Raw genomic sequence first — 20,712 nt, forward strand, 5'->3', positions numbered from 1 at the left:
GGCCGCGAACGCGAGCGCGGCGTCGGCGCGCTCGTCGGCGGCGGCCGTGGCGGCGCGGGCGTCTTCCGCCGCGGTCGTCGTGGCGGCGCGGGCGTCTTCCGCCGCGGTCGTCGTGGCGGCGCGGGCGGCAACACGGGTTGTGGTGGTGACCGTCGGCGCGCCGGCCGTGTCGGCGAGCCACGCGAGGGTGATGCCGTCGGTGAGGGCGACCAGGTGGGCGGCGGTCTGATCGGTGCCGGCCGGCCACGCGCATCCGCTTCGGGCCGCCGCCTCGGCCAGGGCCTCCGCGGCGAGGCGGCGGTAGCGGGCGTACTGGCGGGAGGCGAGCGGCTGCATGCCCTCGGTGCGCATGGCGTACTGGGTGAGCTCGAACATGGCGCGCTCCCGGGCGGGGTCGGCGCGCACGCCGTCGAAGTAGCGGCGGAGTCCGGCCGCGAGGATCTCCTCGAGGGTGCTGCCGACCGTCGGTTCGAGTTCGAGCGCGGTCGCCTCGGCGTGCACCACCTGCTCCACGAGCTCGCCGAGCAGCTCCTCGCGCGAGGCGAACGCGTAGTGGAAGCTCGCGAGCTTCATGCCGGCCTCGTCGACGATGGCACGGGTGGTAGCGGCCCCGACGCCCCCGCGCGCGATCACGGCGAAGGCGGCGGCGAGCAGTCGCTCGCGGCGCTCGGCGACAGGCAGACGCGACATCGTCCCCCTCGAGGTCGGCAGGTGTGGGTCAGTTGACCCAGTTGCGTCAGTATGCCGCAGGGCGGGTCGCGAGTCCATGCTTCGCCTCCGAATTCCCTCACAAAGGCCGAGGGGTCTTGGTTCACGCCGCGCGGTCTGGCTGAATGATGTGAGGTGTCGGGATCGCAGAAGTGGCGGGGGGAGGCGACGTCGCGCACGCGTGACGTCGCGACCGGTCGATCCCGCGAACGGCCTGCATCGATGCGCCGAGCCGCACACCGCGCTCCGGCGGTCTCTCCGTCCAGGGTTCGCCGTGCCGCAGGACCGCTGCTCCTGGTCCTCGCCACCATCGTCCTCCTCGGCCCGCTGTTCTCGGCGCCCTCGCTGGCAGCCGCCGCGGCTCCGGCGACATCCGAGACACCCGCTCCGCAGCCGGAGCCCGCTCCCGACGATGCGCCCACGAGCGGCCCGGACCTGACCGCCCCGCCGACCACACCGCCCCCGCCTGCACCCGCCCCCGAGCCCGCCTCAGCCGTCATCACCTCCCCCGCCGACGGCGTGCTCCTCGACGGCGCCACGACCGTCGCCGGCACGGCGGAACCGGGTTCGAGCGTGCAGATCAAGCTCGGCGGGTCGGCCGAGCCCGTCTGCATCGACACCGCCGACGCATCCGGAGCCTTCGCCTGCGACGTCTCCGGCCTCGCCAGCTCCCCTGCCACCACCGTGCGGGTGGTCGCCCTCAGCACGGGCGCCGAGCCCACCGAGGCCTCGGTCACCGTACGGGTGCTCACGGCGCCCGTCGTCTCCGGCGGACCGCGTGGATCGCTCACCAACGGCGTCGTGCTCGGCTCCGCCTACCCCGGTGCGAGCGTGACCGCCGTCGCCGGGGCGTTCGAGTGCACCGCCACGGCCGATGCCTCGGGGGCCTGGACCTGCCCCCTCGGCGGCGGCATCACCGACGGCGAGCACCTCGTCTCGGCCGCCCAGTCCACGAGCTGGAGCGGCGGCGCCTCGGCCGTGAGCCCCGCCGTCGCGGTGCAGGTCGACGCGACCGTGCCCTCGGCCCCCGCACTGCAGTCACCCGCCGGCCCCGGAACGCTCCCTGCGACGGGCGCGGTGTTCAGCGGGCTCGGTGAAGACGGAGCCAGGGTGTCGGTGTTCGCCGGTGCCCACGTGCTGTGCGAGACGGTCGTCGCCGGCGGATCCTGGTCGTGCCAGGCCGGAACCGTGCCCGCCGGCAGCTACAACGTCGCCGTGCTGCAGCAGGATGCTGCGGGCAACGTGAGCGTGCAGTCGGGCGCGCTCGTGATGACCTTCTCGGGGTCGGTGCCGAGTCCGGGCGCCACCCCCGGGGCCGCTCCGCAGCCCGGCCCCACGGCGACGTCGCCGGGCAGCGCCGCGCCCGTGCCCGGAACCGAGGGCGGAGACGCTTCCGACGCGCCCGGCTCAGGCTCCGGCTCCGAGGCGGGCTCCGGCACGGGCTCCGGATCGGGCGGGCGGCCAGGCGATGGGTCCACAGGCCCCGGCGCCGTGGCGCCGATGCCTGACGGCTGGGCCGACGGCACCCCCTTCTCCGCTTCTCTGCAGCCCGCGTTCGGTTCCGCCGCCGCACCGCTCTGGTGGGTGGCTCTGGTCATGGCAGGAGCCGCCCTGCTGCTGCTCGTGCTGCCCGCGCGCCTGCTCGAGAAGGCCCTCCGCGGGCCGCGCGGCACGGCGGCAGCCGTCGCCCCCGACCCGGGCCGCCCAGCACGCTCCTCGGCCGCATCCGCGCTCGGGCGGCTGACGGGCCGCAACCGTTCGCGCGAGGAGTTCGAGCGCGCCCCCGACGTGCGCGTCAGCCCCTGGGTCTCACGCGCCGCCACCCTGCTCGCCTCGGCGGCGATCGTGACGCTGTCCGGCCCCGTGACGGGCGAGCCCGCCTACCTGCGGCTCTACCTCGCAGTGGTCGCGGCGGTGGTGGTGGTGAACGTGGCCGCCACCGTGCTGCCCGCCGTCATCGCCCGGGCGGCGTTCGGCATCCGCTCGACTCCCCGGCTTCGGCCCGCCCTGCTGCTCGTGTCGGTCGCGTTCGCGCTCGTGTCACGGATGGCCGGGATCGAACCGGCCCTCGTGTTCGGGCTGGTCGCCGCCCTCGTCCTCGCCGCGCCGGCCGCCTCCGCCCGCAGCGAGCGCGCGACCCTGGGGCGGTTGGCGACCGTGCAGCTCCTCGTGCTCCTGCTGGTGGGCGGAGCCGCCTGGGTGGCTGCCGGACTCATCACGGGCCTCGCCGGTGATGGCGCCCCTGGTTTCTGGGTCGTGGCCGCCTCCGAGCTGCTGCACACGATCGTGCTCGCCGCCCTCGGCTCGGCGTCGCTGCTGCTCGTGCCGGTGGCACGCACGAGCGGGCGCCGCATCCTCGACTGGTCGCCCGCCCTCTGGCTCCTGCTCGCCATCGTCTCGTTCAGCTCGCTCACGATGCTGTTCGTGCCCTCGCTCGCCGCCACCGCAGCCGCCGGGGGCGTGCTGCCCCTCGCACTCGTGGCCCTCGGTTTCGCGGCGCTCTGCGTCTCGGTCTGGGTCTGGCAGCGCTTCGTCGCGGCAGCGACCGACGACGACTGAGCGGATGCGGACCACTCGGGCTCTGTGACGGAATCTGACACCGGGCATGCGCTCACCGCACCCTCCGCGACCGATCGTCTTAGGATCGCCGTATGACGAACGCGCAGACCTCATCCGACGACCGCGATCGCAGCCGCGAGCCCGACGCCGCCCCCACCGAGCACCAGTTCGCGGAGTCGGTGACGCCCGACGAGTTCAAGGCGGCGTTCCGCAACCACCCCGCCGGCGTGGCCGTCATCACCGCTGACGCGGGCGACGGCCCGGTCGCCCTCACCGCCACGAGCGTCTTCTCCGTGAGCGTCGCGCCTCCGCTCCTGGTCTTCTCGGTCTCCGAGCTCTCCTCCTCGACCCCGACCATCCGCCGCGCCGACACCGTCGTGGTGCACCTGCTCGGTGCCGCGCAGATCGACATCGCCAAGCTCGGGGCCACGAGCGGCATCGACCGCTTCGCCGACACCTCGATCTGGGAGCGCCTCCCCACGGGCGAGCCGCACTTCCCTGCCGCGCACGCGTGGATCCGTGGCCGCGTGGTGAACACGATGGATGCCGGGGGCTCGACGGTTGTCGCCGTCCAGGCGCTCGAGACCCACGCGCCGCCCGCGGGCGACCCGTCGGCCGATGCCCGCGAAGCCGAGCCGCTCGTCTACCACAACCGCACCTGGCACCGTCTCGGCGACCACTCCAAGATCGACTGACGTCCGCTCCTGCGGACAACGACAAACGTCGCGCCGACCGGACCCGAAGAGGGCTCAGTGGGCGCGACGTTTGTCGTTGTCTGCAGAACGCCGCGATCAGCCGTGCTGGGCGCGCAGCCGCGGCAGGATCTCCTCGCCATAGAGCTCGATGAACCGCGCCTGGTCGGCGCCCGGCCCGTGGAACACGAGGTGCCGGAAGCCCAGCGCGATGTACTCGTTGATGCGCTCCACGTGCTCATCCGGATCCGTCGACACGATCCAACGCGACGCCGCCCGCTCGATCGGCAGCGCGTCAGCGAGGCGCTGCATCTCCATCGGATCCTCGACGCCCATCTTCTCCTCCGGCGTGAGGGCGAGCGGAGCCCAGTAGCGCGTGTCCTGCAGGGCGCGTTCCCGGTCGTGGTCGAACGACACCTTCATCTCCATGAGCGTGTCGACCTCGCCCTCGGCGCGGCCGCCCTTCTCGATGCCCTCCTCGAGCGCCGGCAGCAGCGTCTCGGTGTAGAGCTCGCGCTTCTTGCCGGAGGTCGTGATGAAGCCGTCCGCGATCCGGCCGGCCAGTCGCGTGGCGGCGGGGCCTGAGGCGCCGATGTAGATCGGCACGGGCGTCTCGGGGCGGTCGTAGATGGTGGCGTTCTCGGTGCGGTAGAACTGGCCGTCGAAGGTCACGCGCTCCTCGCTCCAGAGCCGCTCGATGAGCTGGATGGCCTCCTTGAGGCGTGCGAACCGCTCCTTCACCTCGGGCCACGGGATGCCGAGCGCGACCTCGTTGAGCGCCTCGCCGGTGCCGACGCCCAGGATGACGCGCCCCGGGTAGAGCGCCCCGAGCGTGCCGAAGGCCTGGGCGACGACGCCGGGGTGGTAGCGGAACGTGGGGGTGAGCACGCTCGTGCCCATGACGATCGTGGAGGTGCGGGCACCGAGCGCACCGAGCCACGGCATGGCGGCCGGTGCGTGGCCGCCCTCGTGGTTCCACGGCTGCAGGTGGTCGGAGACGAAGATCGAGTCGAAGCCGGCCTGCTCGGCGAGCACGCCGTACTCCAGGAGCTCCCCGGGCCCGAACTGCTCAGCCGACGCCTTGTACCCGAACCGGATGGGAGTGCTCATGCCTGTGGTCGCCCTTCGCTCCGCGCCGACCGTCGGCCCGGACGTCCATTCTAGTGACGGCGAACAGGTCAGCTCCGGATGAGCGCGACCGCCTCGTCGAAGCTCGTGACCGGTGTCATCATCGAGCCGACGTCGTGCGCGAGACTCTCCCCGGACCCGTTCGAGACGACGATCACGCGCGCGTCGGCGAGCCGGCAGACCCTGATCTTGTAGTTGATGGAGACCCGCTCCCCCTCGCGCTGCTGCACGATCACGACGTCCGGCGGGAACGCCGGGTCGGTCAGCATCTGGCCGAGCGAACCGGCCGCGATCCTCAGATCGACCCCGGGCACCTGCGAGAGCACCTCGGCGCGCTGGGCCAGAACCCCGGCGTCGGCGTCGAACAGACCCACCGTGGTCTGCCCGCTGCCGATCCCGGTGGCGGGCATCATCCCATTGCTCATCATCGAGGCCTCTCGGGTCGCCGGTCGTCATACCGACTCCCTCAACTTACGACGATAGCGACCCGGTTGCACTACCGAGACCGTAACGAGGCCTCTGCCGCTGCCTGCGCCTCGACCTCAGGGAGCGCCGCGCAGGCTCTCGCAGGGGATGCCGTCGTTGTCCTGGTCGAGCTTCGCGATGTCTCCGTACCAGGGGTAATACGTGTCGAACCAGGCCTTGGCAGACGCGTAGTCCGGGAAGTCGCCGCAGTTCTTCGAGTCGCCCGGGTTGCTTGGCGCCGCGGGCGGTGCGGGCGGCTGCGGCGCAGGCGGCGCAGGCGGCGCGGGCGGCGGGGGCGGCGGCGCACACACCTCGAGCCGCGTGGCCGCATCGCTGACGGACGCCTGTCCACCGAACACGATCGGAGTGCCGGCCCCATAGGCCTGCACACGATCGCGGATGGCCTCGGTCACGCAGGCTCCGGGAACGACGAGCAGCGGAGACTTCACGCTCCCGGCGAGCACACCGCCCGAGAGGGCGTCGGCGAAGGTCTTGCCGGTGGCGAAGAACACCCGGTCGGCAGAGGGGATCGCGTAGGAGTTGAGTGTCACCGAGACCTCGTAGCGGTTCTCGCCGCCGCGGCGCACCGTCGGGGCCACAGCGGAGAACGCCGACTCCACGCTCGTCGGCACCGAGGCCGTGCCGCCCGCGATGACGATCTTGCTCGGCCGGAGCTTCTGGGCCAGGGCTGCGGCCCGCCCGTCGAGACCCGGCTCCCAGCCGTTCACGAGCAGAACGGCGCCACCCGCCGCGGAGGCAGCGGGGCTGGCCGAGAGCGCATCCGGGAACGTGACTCCGGTGGCGACGTAGAGAAGCGGCGCTCCGGATGCTCCGAAGGCGTCGTCCACGACGGCCCGGGAGACCTCGTAGCGATCGGCACCGCCCAGCCGCACGACCTCGGCACCGGGAACGGCGCTCTGCACGGCGGCGAAGACGGCCCCGCTCACGGAGGCCTGGCCACCCACGATCACGACGCGCCGGGGCGCGAGCCGCCGGAGCTCGGAGGCGACGGACACGGGCAGGGCCTCCGCCTTGGTGAGCAGAAGGGGGCCGCCCTGCTTCACCGCTGCAGGACCGGCACTCAGCGCATCGGCGAACTTGGCGCCCGCCGACAGATAGACCACCGGCACGCCGGCCGGCCACTCGCGGGCGATCGAGACCGCCACCTCGTAGCGGTCGCTTCCGCTGTAGCGCGCTCGCGACACCCCTGGTGTGGCGAGCGCAGCGGATGCCTCGAGTGCGTCGGCGTCTGTCGCCTCCTCCGGGATGGGGGCCGGGTCGGGGGTCGGAGCGTCCGATGACGCTATTCGACGGCAGTAAAGGTGCGACAGCCCCCGTTCGAGTGTCCGGGGGTGCGGTTAGGGTCGGCTTGCGCGGGCCGGCGCGAGGAGGAGACCATCACCCGAGAGGAACACCCGTTGCCCGACTGGCGCCCTGTGCAGAGCATCCTGCCGATCGAATTCTACTACCCCCGGCCCGGCACGAAGGAGCCGTTCGCCATCATCCGCTGGGTCGACCTGCGGCTCGAAGGCGAACCGGTGTCGCGGTGGCGCGCGGTGACATACCGGGAGCCGCGCCGCCTCATCGGCGACGGGTACTTCCAGGAGCTCGACGACGCGGCGACGGCCTGTCATCGGCTCGCCATCACCTCCACCGTGCCCGCCGCGCTCGACGTGCAGCGCCGCTGAGCCGGGTGGGAACGCAAACACCCCCCGCCGGGTCGCAGCCCCCACGCTGCGACCCGACGAGGATGCTGGGTATTCGGAGCCGACATCCGATCGGATTGGGTCGTTTCTGTCGAGACGTGCCGCTCGGCTCGCCGGGGAGTACTTTGGCCAACGGATGGGGGTTCCGCGTGGGGTAAGGGCCCCCATCCACCGTCCGCGCGCGAGTCGAATCCGGGCGCGTGCCGAGCGAGATGAGTCTGAGAGGGCAGTGACGCTCATCGATGTGGGGGAATCGACGCGCGCCACTGCCCCGTCTGAGGATCGAGCCGAGGTCTAGGACGCGAAGGTGCCAGTGTATGTCCTTCGGCTGCTCGCCATCGACCTCGCGCCTCGGCAACTCCGCGTGTGGGAGGCATCCGCAAGGCCCTGGGCCGCACGGAGTGGAGCCCCGCCCTACCCATGGGCGGGGCTCCTGAGTGCCGGGGTGGGGATGCGGCACCGACCCGAACCGGGACCGCTTACCGGGCTTCTCGTTGACCAGTCTCGCCGGGGTGTGTGCAGCGGGGTAGAGCCTTAGGTCACTGGCATGAGCGGGCATCGGGTACCCCCAGAGGGATTCGAACCCTCACTCCAGGTCAAGAACGCCGACTCTAAGTCGCAAGTCCCGCGTATTTCCGGGATACTTCAATCATACAGACGTCGTTGAATCATGCCCTCTATCGCCAAGTGTGGGCAAAGTGTGGGCACGTGCGTAGGCCTGGAATCGTCATGGGCGCACCCAGAAGCGGCTGGCAGGCTCTCCCTACTGCCCGCCACGCGGAGCTCACTCCGGGTTCGCGCTCGATCGTCAGAAGCAGATGTTAGTCACCCAGAGTTGTCCAACAGCCTGTTGGGCAACTCTGGGTGACTGTGGGTAAAGCTGTCGGCCCGGGACTCCAGGAGTTCCACGGCCGCTCGGTATCACATTCATGCACCCGTACCGGAGTCTCCTCCTGGGACCACTGATTCGGGACGAGCGAACCCTAGTGACCGGCCTCGCGAGCTGTGGCCGATGGTCAATCAGAATCAAGGCGCGCCGCAGCCCAATTAGCGAGAGCTATCGCACGCGATCGCGTCAAGTCGTCACGAAGAACATCGGGGTACTTAAGTTGCCGAACGGCATACGCGAGCACCAGGGCCGAGTACTCTCGAGCGGACGAAAAGGATTGATTTGACCAGTCGGCAAGGAACGCAAAGTAGTCAGGAGCTGGACAATCGTCAAGGAAGGCGTCCGTGGCGAACTGCCCGCATTGATCAATGGTTGGCCACGCTGCGCCGAAGAGTGGGGAATCCGGGTGGAATAGGGGCCCTAGATGAAGTGCGAGGACGTCGACGAGCGCACTGCCGCTCGTCTGGCTATCGAAATCGATGATGACAGGGTGGCCGTCTGCCACTAGAACGTTGCCGGGATGAAGGTCGCCGTGGCGCGGCGCGGACCTCGTCGCCGCAATCCGAGAGCCCGGCGGTACATGGATGCCGAACCTCACTCCGCGTTCGACTACTGTCGACCAGGGCGCGAATGGCGCCGCGATCTCTTCGATCGACACGTTCGCTCGCTGGCCGCTTGACATCTGCCCGAGACTGTCTCGAAGGATTCCAATTGCCGCAACGGCCGTCGCCTCGTCAGTATCAATCAAGTCAAGGAGTGGAGTAGGGCTGGAGCCCACAAGTTGTTGGATCGTGACGTAGAAACCGCCGCAAAACCCTTTAATCGTATCTACCACGCCCGCGGTGATCTGGGCCGGACACAGGTTCTGAAATCCTCCTGGCTCGCGTGTTTTGATCTGTCGCTTGGCGACGACGCGGGCGATAGAACCGTGATCGCTCTCGACCGTGCACAGCCAAACGGGTGAGCCCGTTAGTCCGCCGCTGAGTGTATGTGCGTCGATCGAACTCCCGCCGAACTCAAACGCAACACGTCGAAGCAACCGCCGATTGTGCGCCGTGAGTTCGGCGGGGTCGACACCAGTGATCTGAATATCCTGCAGAGCCGACAACGCATGGTGCACCCTCCCCACGTACTCATCGAATTCGAGGGACTGACCTTTTTCGAAGAGGCGCACTCGGTCGAAGACAAATGCGTCGTTCCCGAGTGACACGATCCCGCGCTCGGTTGTTGCGAACTGCAGATGCTCAAAGCCGGTATGCCCGCTGAAGACGATTGCAGCTAGGTCCGGATGCTTCAGCAACATAGCTGTGAGCAGGTCATCGCCCACTTCGTCGCTCGGCGCCTCGCCGGGGCGGAAGGGAAGTCGCCGGTCTAGGACCAGGAGATCGATGAGGTCCGCTGTCGAATCGACGTGCTCCTGCGCAGAGAGCGCGTCGGCGTAGACCACGACATCGAAACCAGCCGCTTCCAACGCATCAGTCGTGAACTGTGCCGCGGTCGGCTCGTCTTCAACGAGAATGGCTCGGAATCTAGGCACGAAATCTCTCTCCCCGCAGTGAAAAGACCACGGTTCCTCCGCTTGCCTGAAGCGTGAAACTGTATCGCAAGCGGTCGGCGGCCATTCGCATCGCGGTGACACCGAGTCCTTTGTGGCTGTCCTTCGTCGAAGCGCCCGTCTGCGCGACATGCTCCATCTCGAATGCCTGGCCCTGGAAACGATTAGTGACGGTAACCCAAAACTGCCGGTCACTGACTCCATGCCGCACGAGGATCGGAGCTCCTGGCAGCCCTGCTGAAGCTTCCTGCGCGTTCAATAGCGCATTACCTACGACGATGGCGAACAACCCGGGATCTGTATCGATTGAGTCGTCGTCGCCTGTGTTCGCCTCGACAACCTGCTCAGGAAAGCCTTCTGGTTGGCAATCCACGATGAGATTGAGGAGCGACGTTCTCGAATATCTCGGCAGGCGATGTGCCGCAGCCAGCGTCTCGAGACCCAATAAACGGCGTCGTAGGAGATCGATGTTCTTGAACGTCTCGCTCGCTTCGTAGCGGTCTCCGATCTCTTTAGCCGCACTCCGCCGAATCCACCCGATGATAGGTTCTGTCTCGTGTCGGATTAGACCGCTCAATGCGTCGAGGATGTCCGGGGAAGCGGGAGCTTCCTGAGGTTGGTCGCCGACGGCTGGTGCCGGAGTCTGCTGGGCCTGCCGCGCGGCAGCCTCCAGCAATCCCCGCACCGCGGGAACTGTCTCTTCCGCGATGGCAGTAGTCAACAGGCCGATGTCGCCAGGTGCTGCGTTCCGCACATACCAATCTGCGGCAGTGACGCGCTCAGACGGCAGCCGACTACGCAGTGCTTCGCTCGGGGGCTGATTAATTGGACTCAACCTCGTGCTCCGCGTAGAACTCGGCTCGACGGAGGAAAGCATCGCGCCCGCCTTCCATCAACCCAGTAATCGTGTCCACGATCGGCTGCGACTCGAATGATCCTCGATTAACCACGAAGCCCCGGGTGCCGTCGCTTTCAAGCGAAAGGACGACCTCCGCAGACGCCAGCACTGGGATGTTTGCGTTGTGCGTTGCGACGACTGTCTGCGCGCCCCGTTCTTCGCGCATCATCAAGGACGTAATGATGTTCTTTACCAGATACGCATTATCGAGGTGGTCCTCGGGCTGATCCAAAATGAGAATGCGAGATCCTTCAGTGAGCACGATCGGAAGAGTTACGGCGCACTTCTGCCCCGTCGAAAGATCTTCGACACTCTTCTGGATCGCGCCGTCGATCAACCGAAAATCGACCCGATCATCGAGTGTCGCTTCTGCTAGCGACGACACACTCTCCTCGTTTTGTAGGGCTGCCAAGACACGAGTTGCGCGATCAGTTCCCACATTGGTCGCTTCGGATAGGCCAACGAGATCGTTGTTCTCTACGTACGAGAGCAGTTGGCGAGGCAGAAGCGACCGAGCCATCGAGTCCGCAAGTGCTCGGTATTGGAGTCCCGAGCCTTGTAGAAGTTCGATCAGAAGGTCGCGGAACTTCGTCGAATCAGCGAGATGATCAACGCTGACTACTACTCGTGACTCCAAGTCCTCCGAAACGGCCTGGGCAACCGCTCGGCGCGCTTCGAAAAGTCCTTCCTGCCAATTCTCATACTCATCGAGCAATTGAGATCGCTCGGAGACGAGCTCGCTGGCCGACGCTTGCAACTCGAGAAGCGCAGCCTCCAACCGAGCGACTTCAGCAAGCTCTGCATCTATGTTTCGAAGTCTGGCAGTGATCTGGCCCAGTCCGCGCTCCGCGGTCTCCAGCTCTGCCCGGACCGGCGCCGCCTTCAGTCGTAGCCGATTTTGCTCATCGAGCAAGTCTCTGCGAACAAGGTTGAGTGCAGACTCGAGCTCGGATATCCCGCTGACCAGCTCCTCACCTAAACGAAGAAGCGATGAGACCCGAGGTTCCACCTCAGCAGCAACGGCCACCCCATTTTCTCGCGACGGAACCGCCCCAATCGCCGCTTGCAGTCGCTGGGCCAGGGCGAAGGCGTCTGCGATGCGGCTTGTGGTTCGTTCGCTGGCTTCTGCGTGGCCACTAACGGCGAGCAACTCCGCTTCTAGGGCTCGGAGCAACTCGCGTCGTTCTCCAAGATCCGCCGAGGAGTCAATCAATAGCTCGCGCTCCTGGTCAGCAAGCGCCGTGCGATCGGCCTCTAAGAGCGCGCGTCGGGATGCCTGCTCCCTTGCCTGCTCCGCGTCTTGTCGTACCCGAGCCAAATCACGTGTCAGGCGTCCGGCGAGTTCCAAGCTTGGAGGTGCTGCCGAGACGACCGCGCGCAGATCGATGAGATTCAGCCGGCTGGCGGAATTGGATGCAATCCGCTCCAGCTCGTTTTGCCCAAGCGCGAGCGCGGCAGTAGAGAGCTCGCCAGACCGGCCATTCCCCTGCGCGTCAACAACCAGATGGTACGAAGAGTGTTCGTCCTCCACATCCAGCACCACTTCGCCTGCGCCAAGAAGGTGAGTGATGGCCTTTCGCTGGCGCTTAGCCTCGGCTTCGTCCGCATGCTCGATTCCAAGCGCGTGCCGGATTAGTTCGAGTAGCGTGGTTTTACCAGATCCTCGCGGCCCGATGACGACATTGAGTCCCCGCGATAGCTCGACGTCGAGCCCGGCAAGGAATCCACCATTCACGCGCACTCGCGATATCCACACCTCGCTATCTTCTCGTGATTTGAGCGGGAGACCAACCACGATCCGAGGCACCCAGTCCTCAGACGGAGCTCACGAGTGCCACCCAAGCTCAGTCAGCAACGAGAATGGCTACCAACCCATGACCGCGCAGCCTGCAGATACGACTGCGAAACGGGATAGCGGTTACGCGATACATCCACACCGCGACTGAATCCTAGATGGCTCACGATCAGGTTGAATTTTCGCGAGGAGCCCTGAGGTGGGGGCCGTCGAACGCTGTTCTAGGAGATGTGCGCATCAGTTCTCCGACATGATTCTCGAACGCGATTGCCGGGGCGGAACCGAAGCCATCTGCTTCCCAGCTGCACGTGGCATCCATCTGAGGGGTTCGATACTCGGCCGTGAGTCTCCCGAAGATGAACGCTAGTGCTTCGATCAACGCTTCCATGACCTGAGCGTCGTCGGGCGCTCTGAACGCCCAACCAATGGCGGGGTCGCCATCAGCTCCCTCCGGGACCCTTCCGGCGCGGCGAGAGAAGAGCACAATGTGAACAGGTTGCTTTGCACTTCCGTTAGTCAGCCAATCGAAAGTCGCGTGCCCAGGCGAGTGATCGAGCACGGTCCGGAAGTCCCTGGCGGACATTAGTGCCCGGTACGAGGAGTTGCGTCGGCGCAGATACCCGGATCTAAGAAAGTCGATGAACTTTGCAATCGACCGGGTTGGGACATCTGCGCGCGTGACTCGCTTCGCATAGTTCAGGAACGCCGCGAGAGCAGAGATCGTCGCGTAATACGTCTGGAAGAAGTCCTGGGTCGTGTCGAACAGATCGTGCTGTTGCGCCTCCGAAGGCGCCACAAGGCCGAGTCCGGTGCGGGGAATTCGCGCGCGAACGGCCTCAATCGCTTTCCGTTTGCGTTCGAGCCGATGGAGCGACTCCTCCAAATGGCGAGTGGCCTGACGGTGTTGAGGACTCAGATCGCAGTGCGAGGCGTGATGCAGCCAATATGTGATTTGGCTGTCGTACGGTTCCACGTTCGCATCCTCTCACGAGCCCACGTGGTAGACGACTTGCACAAGCCGAACGCTGCACTCGGATGCCCCGCGCCAAGACCTATCACTCTTGTTCGAATTACGCGCCATCGTCAGATCCGCTCGTACAACGACGTTTCTCTCCACACCGAATGCTCACCCTCTTCACCACTTCCCACCCCGCCCCGTCTGGCTGTTTGCCTGTCGCATATCCAACTCACTTCTTGCCTGCGCCACCGCAACCCCTCTACTTCCCAACCTCCGTCAAAATGCAACGAAGTTTGGGGGAGGTTGGGAAGCGAGCTCCGCTCGGGGGTGGCGGTGGCGCAGGCAAGAAGAGGGATAGACCCTTCCGGTACCCATTCCCGCCTAGGGAAGAGGTAACGGCACCCCCGCCCAGCGAGGTGTTGACGCCCGAATATCGTGCTCAAATCTGCCGCAATCGCGCCTCGCGCGTACTGCTCCAGTTCTGCTCCTTCCTGTTCTCTTCTTGTTAAGGGGGCAACTGAGTGGTCCCCTGATCGATAAGTTTTTGGTCCCCTTAGGGGGTCAGAGACTCGCCCCCTACGAGGACCATTCTGTGGACCCCTAGCCGGTGGAAGATGGAATGGAAGATCGGGGAAGGGGCGACACCACATGGCGACGATCACGCCGTATGAGACGAAGGCTGGGAAGCGATACCGGGTGAGGTATCGCAAGCCGGACCACTCGCAAACCGACAAGCGAGGATTCACTACGAAGCGAGAGGCCGAGATCTTCGCGGCGAGCATCGAAGTCGCCAAGACTACCGGCGCCTTCGTCGACGCCACCGCAGGTCGATCGACGGTTGGCGCACTCGGCGCCACCTGGCTGGCCCACAAGGTGCCCATGAAGCCCTCTGCACGCAACTCCCTGCAGATAAGCTGGCGCGTTTACGTGGAGCCTCAGTGGGGCAATCGCGCGGTGTCGACGATCAGGCACAGCGAAGTGCAAGCGTGGGTCACTGCGATGACCTCGGGTGCCGCGCGAACCGCCTACCGCACTCCTGGCCCGCGGGGTGCGTCGACCGTCATCCGCGCCTACGGAATCCTGGCGGCCGTTCTCGATGTGGCCGTGAAGGATCGGCGACTCTCATCCAACCCCGCCCGCGGCGTGGACCTCCCTCGGAAGATCCGTAAGCCTCATCCGTACCTGTCACACGAGCAGGTCGAGCTCCTCGCCCAAGCATCGAAGTCGAATGGCACGCTCGTGCGCGTTCTGGCGTACACGGGTCTTCGATGGGGTGAGGCGACGGCACTCAGAGTCCGTGACGTCGACGCGCTGCGCCGCCGGCTCCAGGTCCACGAGAACGCGGTGCTCATCGGCGGGAAGACATCGTCGGATCTCCGAAGAGTCATGAAGCTCGGAGCGTGCCGTTCCCGAAATTCCTCATCCAGCCGTTAGCGCAGCTGTGCGAGGGTAAGCGTCGTGAGCAGTTGGTGTTCGGGAATGGAGACCAGTACACGCTGACCCCCTCGACACGTGACGGGTGGTATCAATCTGCCATCGCGCGGGCTCAACGAGCTGACGAATCGTTCCCCAAACTCACTCTGCACGATCTACGACACACGGCCGCCAGCCTCGCCGTCTCTGCCGGCGCGAACGTGAAGGCTTTCCAGCGGATTCTCGGACATGCCTCGGCCGCCATGACATAGGACACCTATGCCGATCTGTTCGACGACGACCTCGACGCAGTTGGAGACGCCCTCGATGACGCACGGGATCTTTCAAATGTGGGCAAACCGTGGGCAGAACCTGAATTGGCCGGGGCCGAATCAGCTCACTTCCGCGGAAATAAGAGGATCTGCGAAACCTTTCATGGGTACCCCCAGAGGGATTCGAACCCTCACTGAAACGATTTTAAGTCGTCTGCCTCTGCCGGTTGGGCTATGGGGGCGGGTGCTTCATGGTACCCGGGCGCACACGACTGCGCCGCGCATCCGGGCCCCGGGGGGCGGATGCGCGGCGCAGGTGATGGAGGGGCTACTCGCCGGCGGGCGACGACTTCGCGGCGGCCTTGGCGCGCGGCTTCGACGCGGCCTTCGCCTTGGCGGGAGCAGCGGATCCCGCCGCCGGCGATGAGGCGGGGGCGTTGTCCGGCGACTCGGGCGCCGAGTCGGTGGCCGCGACGCCGTTGACCGCAGCCGTGGCCGCGGGCTCCGACGAGTGCGAACCGGGCAGCTCGGGGTTGCCGGGCGCCGAGCTCGACTTCGTGGTCGTGGGCGCTGCCGCTCCGGCCGGGATCGGAGTGCCCGCCGCCTTCACCGCAGGCGTCGACGCCGTGGCCGGTGCCGACTTGGGCCGCGCCGCGTACTGCTCGAACGCCGCCCGCGGCTTCACGCGCGCCTCGAGCGAGACGTTGTCGCGGCCGAGGAAGAAGTTGTGGATCCAGCCCCAGATGACACGGATCTTGCGCTCCCACGACGGCATCGCGAGACCGTGGTAGCCGCGGTGCGCGAACCAGGCCAGGAGGCCCTTGAGCGCGATCTTGCCCGACTGGAACACGCCGATGCCGAGACCGAGGCCCGCCACCGCGCCCATGTTCTTGTGGAAGTAGTCCTTGACGCCCTCGCCCCGCAGCGAGGCCACGATGTTCTTCGAGAGCAGCTTGCCCTGGCGCACCGCGTGCTGCGCGTTGGGCACGCAGAAACCGCCCACGCCACCACCGGTGAGATCGGGCACGGCCGCCACGTCGCCCGCACCCCAGGCGCCCTCGACGATTCCGTCGTCGCCCTCGACCCGCAGGTCGGCGCGCACGCGCAGACGCCCGCGCTCCTCGATGGGGAGGCCGTAGTGCTTGATGTCGGGGGTCGCCATGACGCCGGCGGTCCAGATGATGACGTCGCTCTCGAACGACTCACCGGTGGAGAGCTCCACGACGCCGTCGACGGCCGACTTCAGCTGGGTGTCGAGGTGCACCTGGGCGCCGCGCTCGGCGAGGTTGTCGATGACCCAGAGCGAGGTGGGCAGGCTCACCTCGGGCATGATCCGGCCCATGGCCTCGATCAGGTGGAAGTGCGTGTCCTCGAACGCGATCTCGGGGTAGCTCTTGATGAGCGCCGAGACGAACGAGCGGAGCTCGGCGAAGACCTCGATGCCGGCGAAGCCACCACCGACCACGACGACCGTGAGCAGGCGCGTGCGCTCGGGACCCGGGGGCATCGTGGCGGCCTTGTCGAAGTTGGTGAGGATGCGGTCGCGGATGGCGGTCGCCTCCTCGATGGTCTTCAACCCGATGGCGTTGTCGGCGACACCCGGGATCGGGAACGTGCGCGACACGGCACCTGCGGTGACGACGATCTGGTCGTACGACTCGTCCCACGGCTCACCGATCTCGGGGGTGATCGTGGCCGTCTTCGCGGCGTGGTCGACGGCGGTGACCTTGGCGGCGACGACGCGCGTCTTCTTGAGGTGACGGCGGAGACCCACCACGGCGTGACGCGGCTCGATCGATCCGGCGGCCACCTCGGGGAGGAAGGGCTGGTACGTCATGTACGGCAGCGGGTCGACGACCGTGACCTCGGCCTCACCGGAACGGAGCCATTTCTCGAGCTTCCAAGCGGTGTAGAAACCGGCGTAGCCGCCGCCGACGATCAGGATTTTGGGCACGATGAAACGATCTCCTCAGTACAGGGCCTGCGTACAGGCTACTACTTGCGGAGCAGCCCCCTGAAATGCGAGACGGCCCCCAGAGCGAACGTCGCCATCAAGATGAGGAACCCGAGCAGGAGCCCCAGCGGCACCGCCCAGTGGATCAAATTGTACACCCCGGCGTCGGACGAGTCCGTGGGGCCCGCCGCCTCCGGGTCGCCCGCGTCGGGCGCGCCCGAACTCGGGTCGGCCGACGGCGCCGGGATCACGAGCGTCTCGAGCGACGTCGTGCTCGAGGAGGGCCGGTAGGTGGCGATCCACGCCGCGAGATCGCCGATGGGGTTCGCGCTCACGGGCTCGACCGCGGTCGTCATCGCCGACGCCGCATCGATAAGTCCGTAGCCGTAGATGGGCCCAGGCACCGGATCGCCCTTCGGCGTCGCGGTCGCGATGATGCGGTTGATGACATTGGCCGCGTCGAGCTCCGGGTACGCCGAGCGCACGAGCGCCGCGAGACCGCTCACGAGTGGCGCCGCCCCCGAGGTGCCGCCCCAGAGCACGTAGCCCCCGCCCGGCACCACGCCCACGAGCTGCTCGCTCGGGGCCGCGACGGCGATCGTGATGCCCTGCGACGAGGAGTCGAGGCTCGCGTCCCCCGCCTGGTCGACACCCGCCACGGTGACGACTCCGGGGATGGTGGCGGGAGCACCGACCTCGGTGGTGCCGCTCCCCCGGTTGCCGGCGGCCGCCACGACCACGACGTCGTTGTCGAAGGCGTAGGAGAACGCGTCGTCCCAGCTCTCGGGCCAGTCGAGGCTGTTGCGGGTGAGCGACATGTTGATGACGTCGGCGCCGTGGTCGACGGCCCAGCGCACGGCCTCGGCGATCTGCTCGTCCGAGCCCACCGAGCCCTCGCCGAGGTCGACCGAGATCGACAGCAGCGACGCCTCGGGTGCGACACCGATCACGCCGCTGCCGAACGACGTGCCGCGGCCGGCGATGAGCGAGGCCACCATGGTGCCGTGCTCGGGGCTCTCGCCCACCGGCGTCTGCCCGTCGGGCGAGCCGGCGCCCGAGAAGTCTGCTCCGTCGACCACGGCGCCCTGGAGCTCGCGCACGCTGCCGTCGATCCCGGTGTCGATCACCGCGACCACGGCGCCCTCGCCCTCGGTCGTGTTCCACGCCTGACGGAAGCCGTAGTCGGCGAGCCAGTACTCCATGTCGCGGATCGAGTCGGCACGCGCGGCCTCGAGGCCGCCCACGGGCGCGATGACGCCCACGACCACCATCGTCGAGGCAGCCGCCGCCGCGAACGCGGCGACCCTCAGACGGCCGAGGCGACGGATGCCCATCAGGGCTCGATCGCGTAGTCGACGCACTCGCACACGGTCGGCGACCAGTCGCCGCGCTCGAGCGCGAGATCGCCGATCGGGTTCACGCCTGGGCCCGCCGCGAGCGAGTGCGCGGCGAGGGCGTGCAGGCACTTGACCCGCACGGGCATGCCGCCGGCCGAGATGCCGGAGATTTCGGGCACCTCGCCGAACTGCCCGCGGTCGGCGAGGTACGCGGCGTGGGCAGCGTGATAGGCGGCCGACGTCTCGTCGTCGCCCAGCGCATCCTGCAGCTCCACCATGACGTGGTCGGCCTCGAGGTCGCTCATGGCGGCCGTGGCTGCAGGATGCGACAGGTAGTAGAGGGTGGGGAACGGAGTGCCGTCGGCCAGCCGCGGGGCCGTGGCCACGACGGTGGGGTTGCCGCACACGCAGCGCGCTGCGATGCCGAGCACGTTCCGCACCGGTCGCCCGAGCTGGGCGGATGCCACGGCGATGTCGTGCTCCGTCGCGGGCTCGAAGGGCGGGGTGGTCATGGGGTGATTCCGTTCGCGTCGAGTTCGGCGGGCGTGGCGTCCGAGAGCCCCGCGGTCATGCCGGAGGCGAAGAGCGACGAGAGCCAGTCGACCTCGGTGGTGCTGATGGTGTCGCTGACACCGCCGGTGGTCTGCTCCGGCTGCTGCTGGTCGTCGATCACGAGGAAGCTCGTCTCGCCCGGCATGACGTAGTAGAGCCGGTCGCGGGCCTCGGCCTTGATGTAGGCGGGATCGCTCCAGCGGGCGATCTCGCTCGTGAGGTCGTCGTTCTCCTCGACCCGCGCATCCACCGCCGCCTGCAGGGCCGCGAGCTCCTGTCGCTGCTCGACGTAGACCCGGAGACCGGGGGCGATGATGACCACGAACATCACGATGACCAGGAACATGAGCACCGTGAAGCCGGAGAAGCGGATGCTGCGGAGCCAGCTCGCGCCCACCGCACCACCGGATCCCGGCTGCGCGGCACCGGACTGCGGCAACGCCACCGGCACCCGGGCTGCCCGAGGGGAACCCGCTGCCGGTGGTCGCTGCCGCATGAAACTGCCTTCGATCGGATCTCCTAAGCGGAGAAACGGGGGAACGCGCCGCGGCCGGCGTACACCGCGGCCTCGGCGAGCTCTTCTTCGATCCTCAGCAGCTGATTGTACTTCGCGACACGCTCGCTGCGGGCAGGCGCACCGGTCTTGATCTGGCCGGCGTCGACGGCCACGGCGAGGTCGGCGATCGTGGTGTCCTCGGTCTCGCCCGAACGGTGCGAGAGGATCGCGGTCATGCCCGAGCGCTGCGCCAGCGAGACGGCGTCGAGGGTCTCGGTGAGCGTGCCGATCTGGTTGACCTTCACGAGGATCGAGTTGCCGGTGCCCTTCGCGATGCCCTCGGCGAGGCGCGTGGGGTTGGTGACGAACAGGTCGTCGCCGACGAGCTGCACCTTCGAGCCGATCTCGGAGGTGAGGTGGGCCCAGCCGGCCCAGTCGTCCTCGTTCAGCGGGTCCTCGATCGAGACGAGCGGGTAGTTCGCCACGAGGTCGGCGAAGTAGGCCGACATCTCCTCTGCGGAGCGCTGGGTGCCTTCGAAGGTGTACGAGCCGTTGTCGTAGAACTCCGAGGCGGCCACGTCGAGCGCGAGCGCGATGTCCTTGCCGGGGGTGAAGCCCGCCTGGGTGATGGCCTCGAGGATGAAGTCGAGCGCCTCACGGTTGTTCGGGAGCTCGGGGGCGAAGCCGCCCTCGTCGCCGAGGCCGGTGGAGAGCCCCTTCGACTTCAGCAGCGACTTGAGCGAGTGGTAGGTCTCGACGCCCCAGCGGAGGGCCTCGGAGAAGGTCTCGGCGCCGAGCGGCACGGCCATGAACTCCTGGATGTCGACACCGGTGTCGGCGTGCGCGCCACCGTTGACGATGTTCATGAGCGGCACCGGGAGGGTGTGCGCGTTGGGGCCGCCGACGTAGCGGAACAGCGGCAGGTCGGAGGAGTCGGCGGCGGCACGGGCCACGGCGAGCGAGACGCCGAGGATGGCGTTGGCGCCGAGGCGCTTCTTGTTGTCGGTGCCGTCGAGCGCGATCATCGCGGCATCGACGAGGCGCTGATCGGTGGCGTCGAAGCCCTCGAGCGCCGGGCCGATCTCGTCGATGACGGCGTCGACGGCCTTCTCCACGCCCTTGCCGAGGTAACGGCCCTTGTCGCCGTCGCGGAGCTCGTAGGCCTCGAACGCGCCGGTGGAGGCGCCGGAGGGGACGGCGGCGCGCGAGACGACCCCGTCATCGAGAAGGACCTCGACCTCGACGGTCGGGTTTCCTCGTGAGTCCAGGATTTCGCGAGCGCCAACGGCTTCGATAAGTGCCACGGGTGATTTTCTCCTCATACGTACGGCAGAA

General features: G+C 67.5%; 18 protein-coding genes and 1 tRNA gene. 5 read left to right on the plus strand and 14 right to left on the minus strand.

Annotated features, from left to right (window positions below):
• The coding region (locus N1028_RS16790) for a TetR/AcrR family transcriptional regulator (RefSeq protein ID WP_259530549.1) at positions 1-690 on the minus strand (690 nt) is incomplete at its 3' end.
• Positions 691-930: 240 nt separating this feature from the next.
• On the opposite strand from N1028_RS16790, the gene N1028_RS16795 reads away from it, so the two are divergent.
• A complete protein-coding gene (locus N1028_RS16795; RefSeq protein ID WP_259530550.1) occupies positions 931-3,267 on the plus strand; it encodes an Ig-like domain-containing protein in 2,337 nt (778 codons plus the stop codon).
• A gap of 92 nt (positions 3,268-3,359) precedes the next feature.
• Complete coding sequence (locus tag N1028_RS16800) at positions 3,360-3,962, plus strand: flavin reductase family protein (protein WP_259530551.1); 603 nt, start codon at positions 3,360-3,362, stop codon at positions 3,960-3,962.
• 96 nt (positions 3,963-4,058) lie between these two features.
• On the opposite strand, the gene fgd is transcribed toward N1028_RS16800, so the two are convergent.
• From fgd to N1028_RS16815, 3 genes are all read right to left on the minus strand, one after another.
• Positions 4,059-5,069 (minus strand): glucose-6-phosphate dehydrogenase (coenzyme-F420), encoded by a 1,011-nt coding sequence (gene fgd / locus N1028_RS16805; RefSeq protein WP_259530552.1) that lies wholly within the window; start codon positions 5,067-5,069, stop codon positions 4,059-4,061.
• Between the two features lie 68 nt (positions 5,070-5,137).
• Complete coding sequence (locus tag N1028_RS16810) at positions 5,138-5,500, minus strand: hypothetical protein (protein WP_259530553.1); 363 nt, start codon at positions 5,498-5,500, stop codon at positions 5,138-5,140.
• A 129-nt stretch (positions 5,501-5,629) separates the two neighbouring features.
• On the minus strand, positions 5,630-6,757 hold the full coding sequence (locus N1028_RS16815; protein WP_259530555.1) for a cell wall-binding repeat-containing protein: 1,128 nt from the start codon (positions 6,755-6,757) through the stop codon (positions 5,630-5,632).
• A gap of 213 nt (positions 6,758-6,970) precedes the next feature.
• Here N1028_RS16815 and N1028_RS16820 point away from each other — a divergent pair, with 213 nt between their 5' ends.
• Positions 6,971-7,240, plus strand: coding sequence for a hypothetical protein (locus tag N1028_RS16820; RefSeq protein WP_259530556.1), 270 nt, complete (start codon positions 6,971-6,973; stop codon positions 7,238-7,240).
• Between the two features lie 1,034 nt (positions 7,241-8,274).
• Here the strand turns inward: N1028_RS16820 and N1028_RS16825 are convergent.
• The 4 genes from N1028_RS16825 to N1028_RS16840 form a co-directional block, all read right to left on the minus strand.
• The gene (locus N1028_RS16825) at positions 8,275-9,684 is read right to left on the minus strand and encodes a response regulator (protein WP_259530557.1); all 1,410 of its coding nucleotides are present in this window, start codon (positions 9,682-9,684) and stop codon (positions 8,275-8,277) included.
• A complete protein-coding gene (locus N1028_RS16830) occupies positions 9,677-10,456 on the minus strand; it encodes a GHKL domain-containing protein (protein ID WP_259530558.1) in 780 nt (259 codons plus the stop codon). Before N1028_RS16830 ends, N1028_RS16825 begins: the two co-directional genes overlap by 8 nt.
• Before the next feature lie 67 nt (positions 10,457-10,523).
• Positions 10,524-12,335, minus strand: a complete 1,812-nt coding sequence (locus N1028_RS16835; protein ID WP_259530560.1) for an AAA family ATPase — start codon at positions 12,333-12,335, stop codon at positions 10,524-10,526.
• A gap of 229 nt (positions 12,336-12,564) precedes the next feature.
• Positions 12,565-13,368, minus strand: coding sequence for a hypothetical protein (locus N1028_RS16840; RefSeq protein WP_259530561.1), 804 nt, complete (start codon positions 13,366-13,368; stop codon positions 12,565-12,567).
• A gap of 633 nt (positions 13,369-14,001) precedes the next feature.
• On the opposite strand from N1028_RS16840, the gene N1028_RS16845 reads away from it, so the two are divergent.
• Entirely contained in the window at positions 14,002-14,787 is a 786-nt protein-coding gene (locus tag N1028_RS16845) for a site-specific integrase (RefSeq protein WP_259530562.1), read from the plus strand.
• Positions 14,754-15,038, plus strand: a complete 285-nt coding sequence (locus N1028_RS16850; RefSeq protein ID WP_259530563.1) for a tyrosine-type recombinase/integrase — start codon at positions 14,754-14,756, stop codon at positions 15,036-15,038. Before N1028_RS16845 ends, N1028_RS16850 begins: the two co-directional genes overlap by 34 nt.
• Positions 15,039-15,206: 168 nt before the next feature.
• Here the strand turns inward: N1028_RS16850 and N1028_RS16855 are convergent.
• The 6 genes from N1028_RS16855 to eno form a co-directional block, all read right to left on the minus strand.
• A tRNA-Leu gene (locus N1028_RS16855) sits at positions 15,207-15,280 on the minus strand.
• Between the two features lie 86 nt (positions 15,281-15,366).
• Complete coding sequence (locus N1028_RS16860; RefSeq protein ID WP_259530564.1) at positions 15,367-16,992, minus strand: NAD(P)/FAD-dependent oxidoreductase; 1,626 nt, start codon at positions 16,990-16,992, stop codon at positions 15,367-15,369.
• Positions 16,993-17,033: 41 nt separating this feature from the next.
• Positions 17,034-18,326 (minus strand): S8 family peptidase, encoded by a 1,293-nt coding sequence (locus tag N1028_RS16865; RefSeq protein WP_259530565.1) that lies wholly within the window; start codon positions 18,324-18,326, stop codon positions 17,034-17,036.
• A complete protein-coding gene (locus N1028_RS16870; protein WP_259530566.1) occupies positions 18,326-18,841 on the minus strand; it encodes a DUF501 domain-containing protein in 516 nt (171 codons plus the stop codon). The genes N1028_RS16865 and N1028_RS16870 overlap by 1 nt, the downstream gene beginning before the upstream one ends.
• Complete coding sequence (locus N1028_RS16875) at positions 18,838-19,377, minus strand: FtsB family cell division protein (RefSeq protein WP_259530567.1); 540 nt, start codon at positions 19,375-19,377, stop codon at positions 18,838-18,840. The genes N1028_RS16870 and N1028_RS16875 overlap by 4 nt, the downstream gene beginning before the upstream one ends.
• Before the next feature lie 23 nt (positions 19,378-19,400).
• Positions 19,401-20,681, minus strand: a complete 1,281-nt coding sequence (gene eno, locus N1028_RS16880; RefSeq protein WP_259530568.1) for a phosphopyruvate hydratase — start codon at positions 20,679-20,681, stop codon at positions 19,401-19,403.
• Between the last annotated feature and the right edge of the window lie 31 nt (positions 20,682-20,712).

The organism is Herbiconiux oxytropis, from assembly GCF_024979315.1.
Taxonomy (GTDB): domain Bacteria; phylum Actinomycetota; class Actinomycetes; order Actinomycetales; family Microbacteriaceae; genus Herbiconiux; species Herbiconiux oxytropis.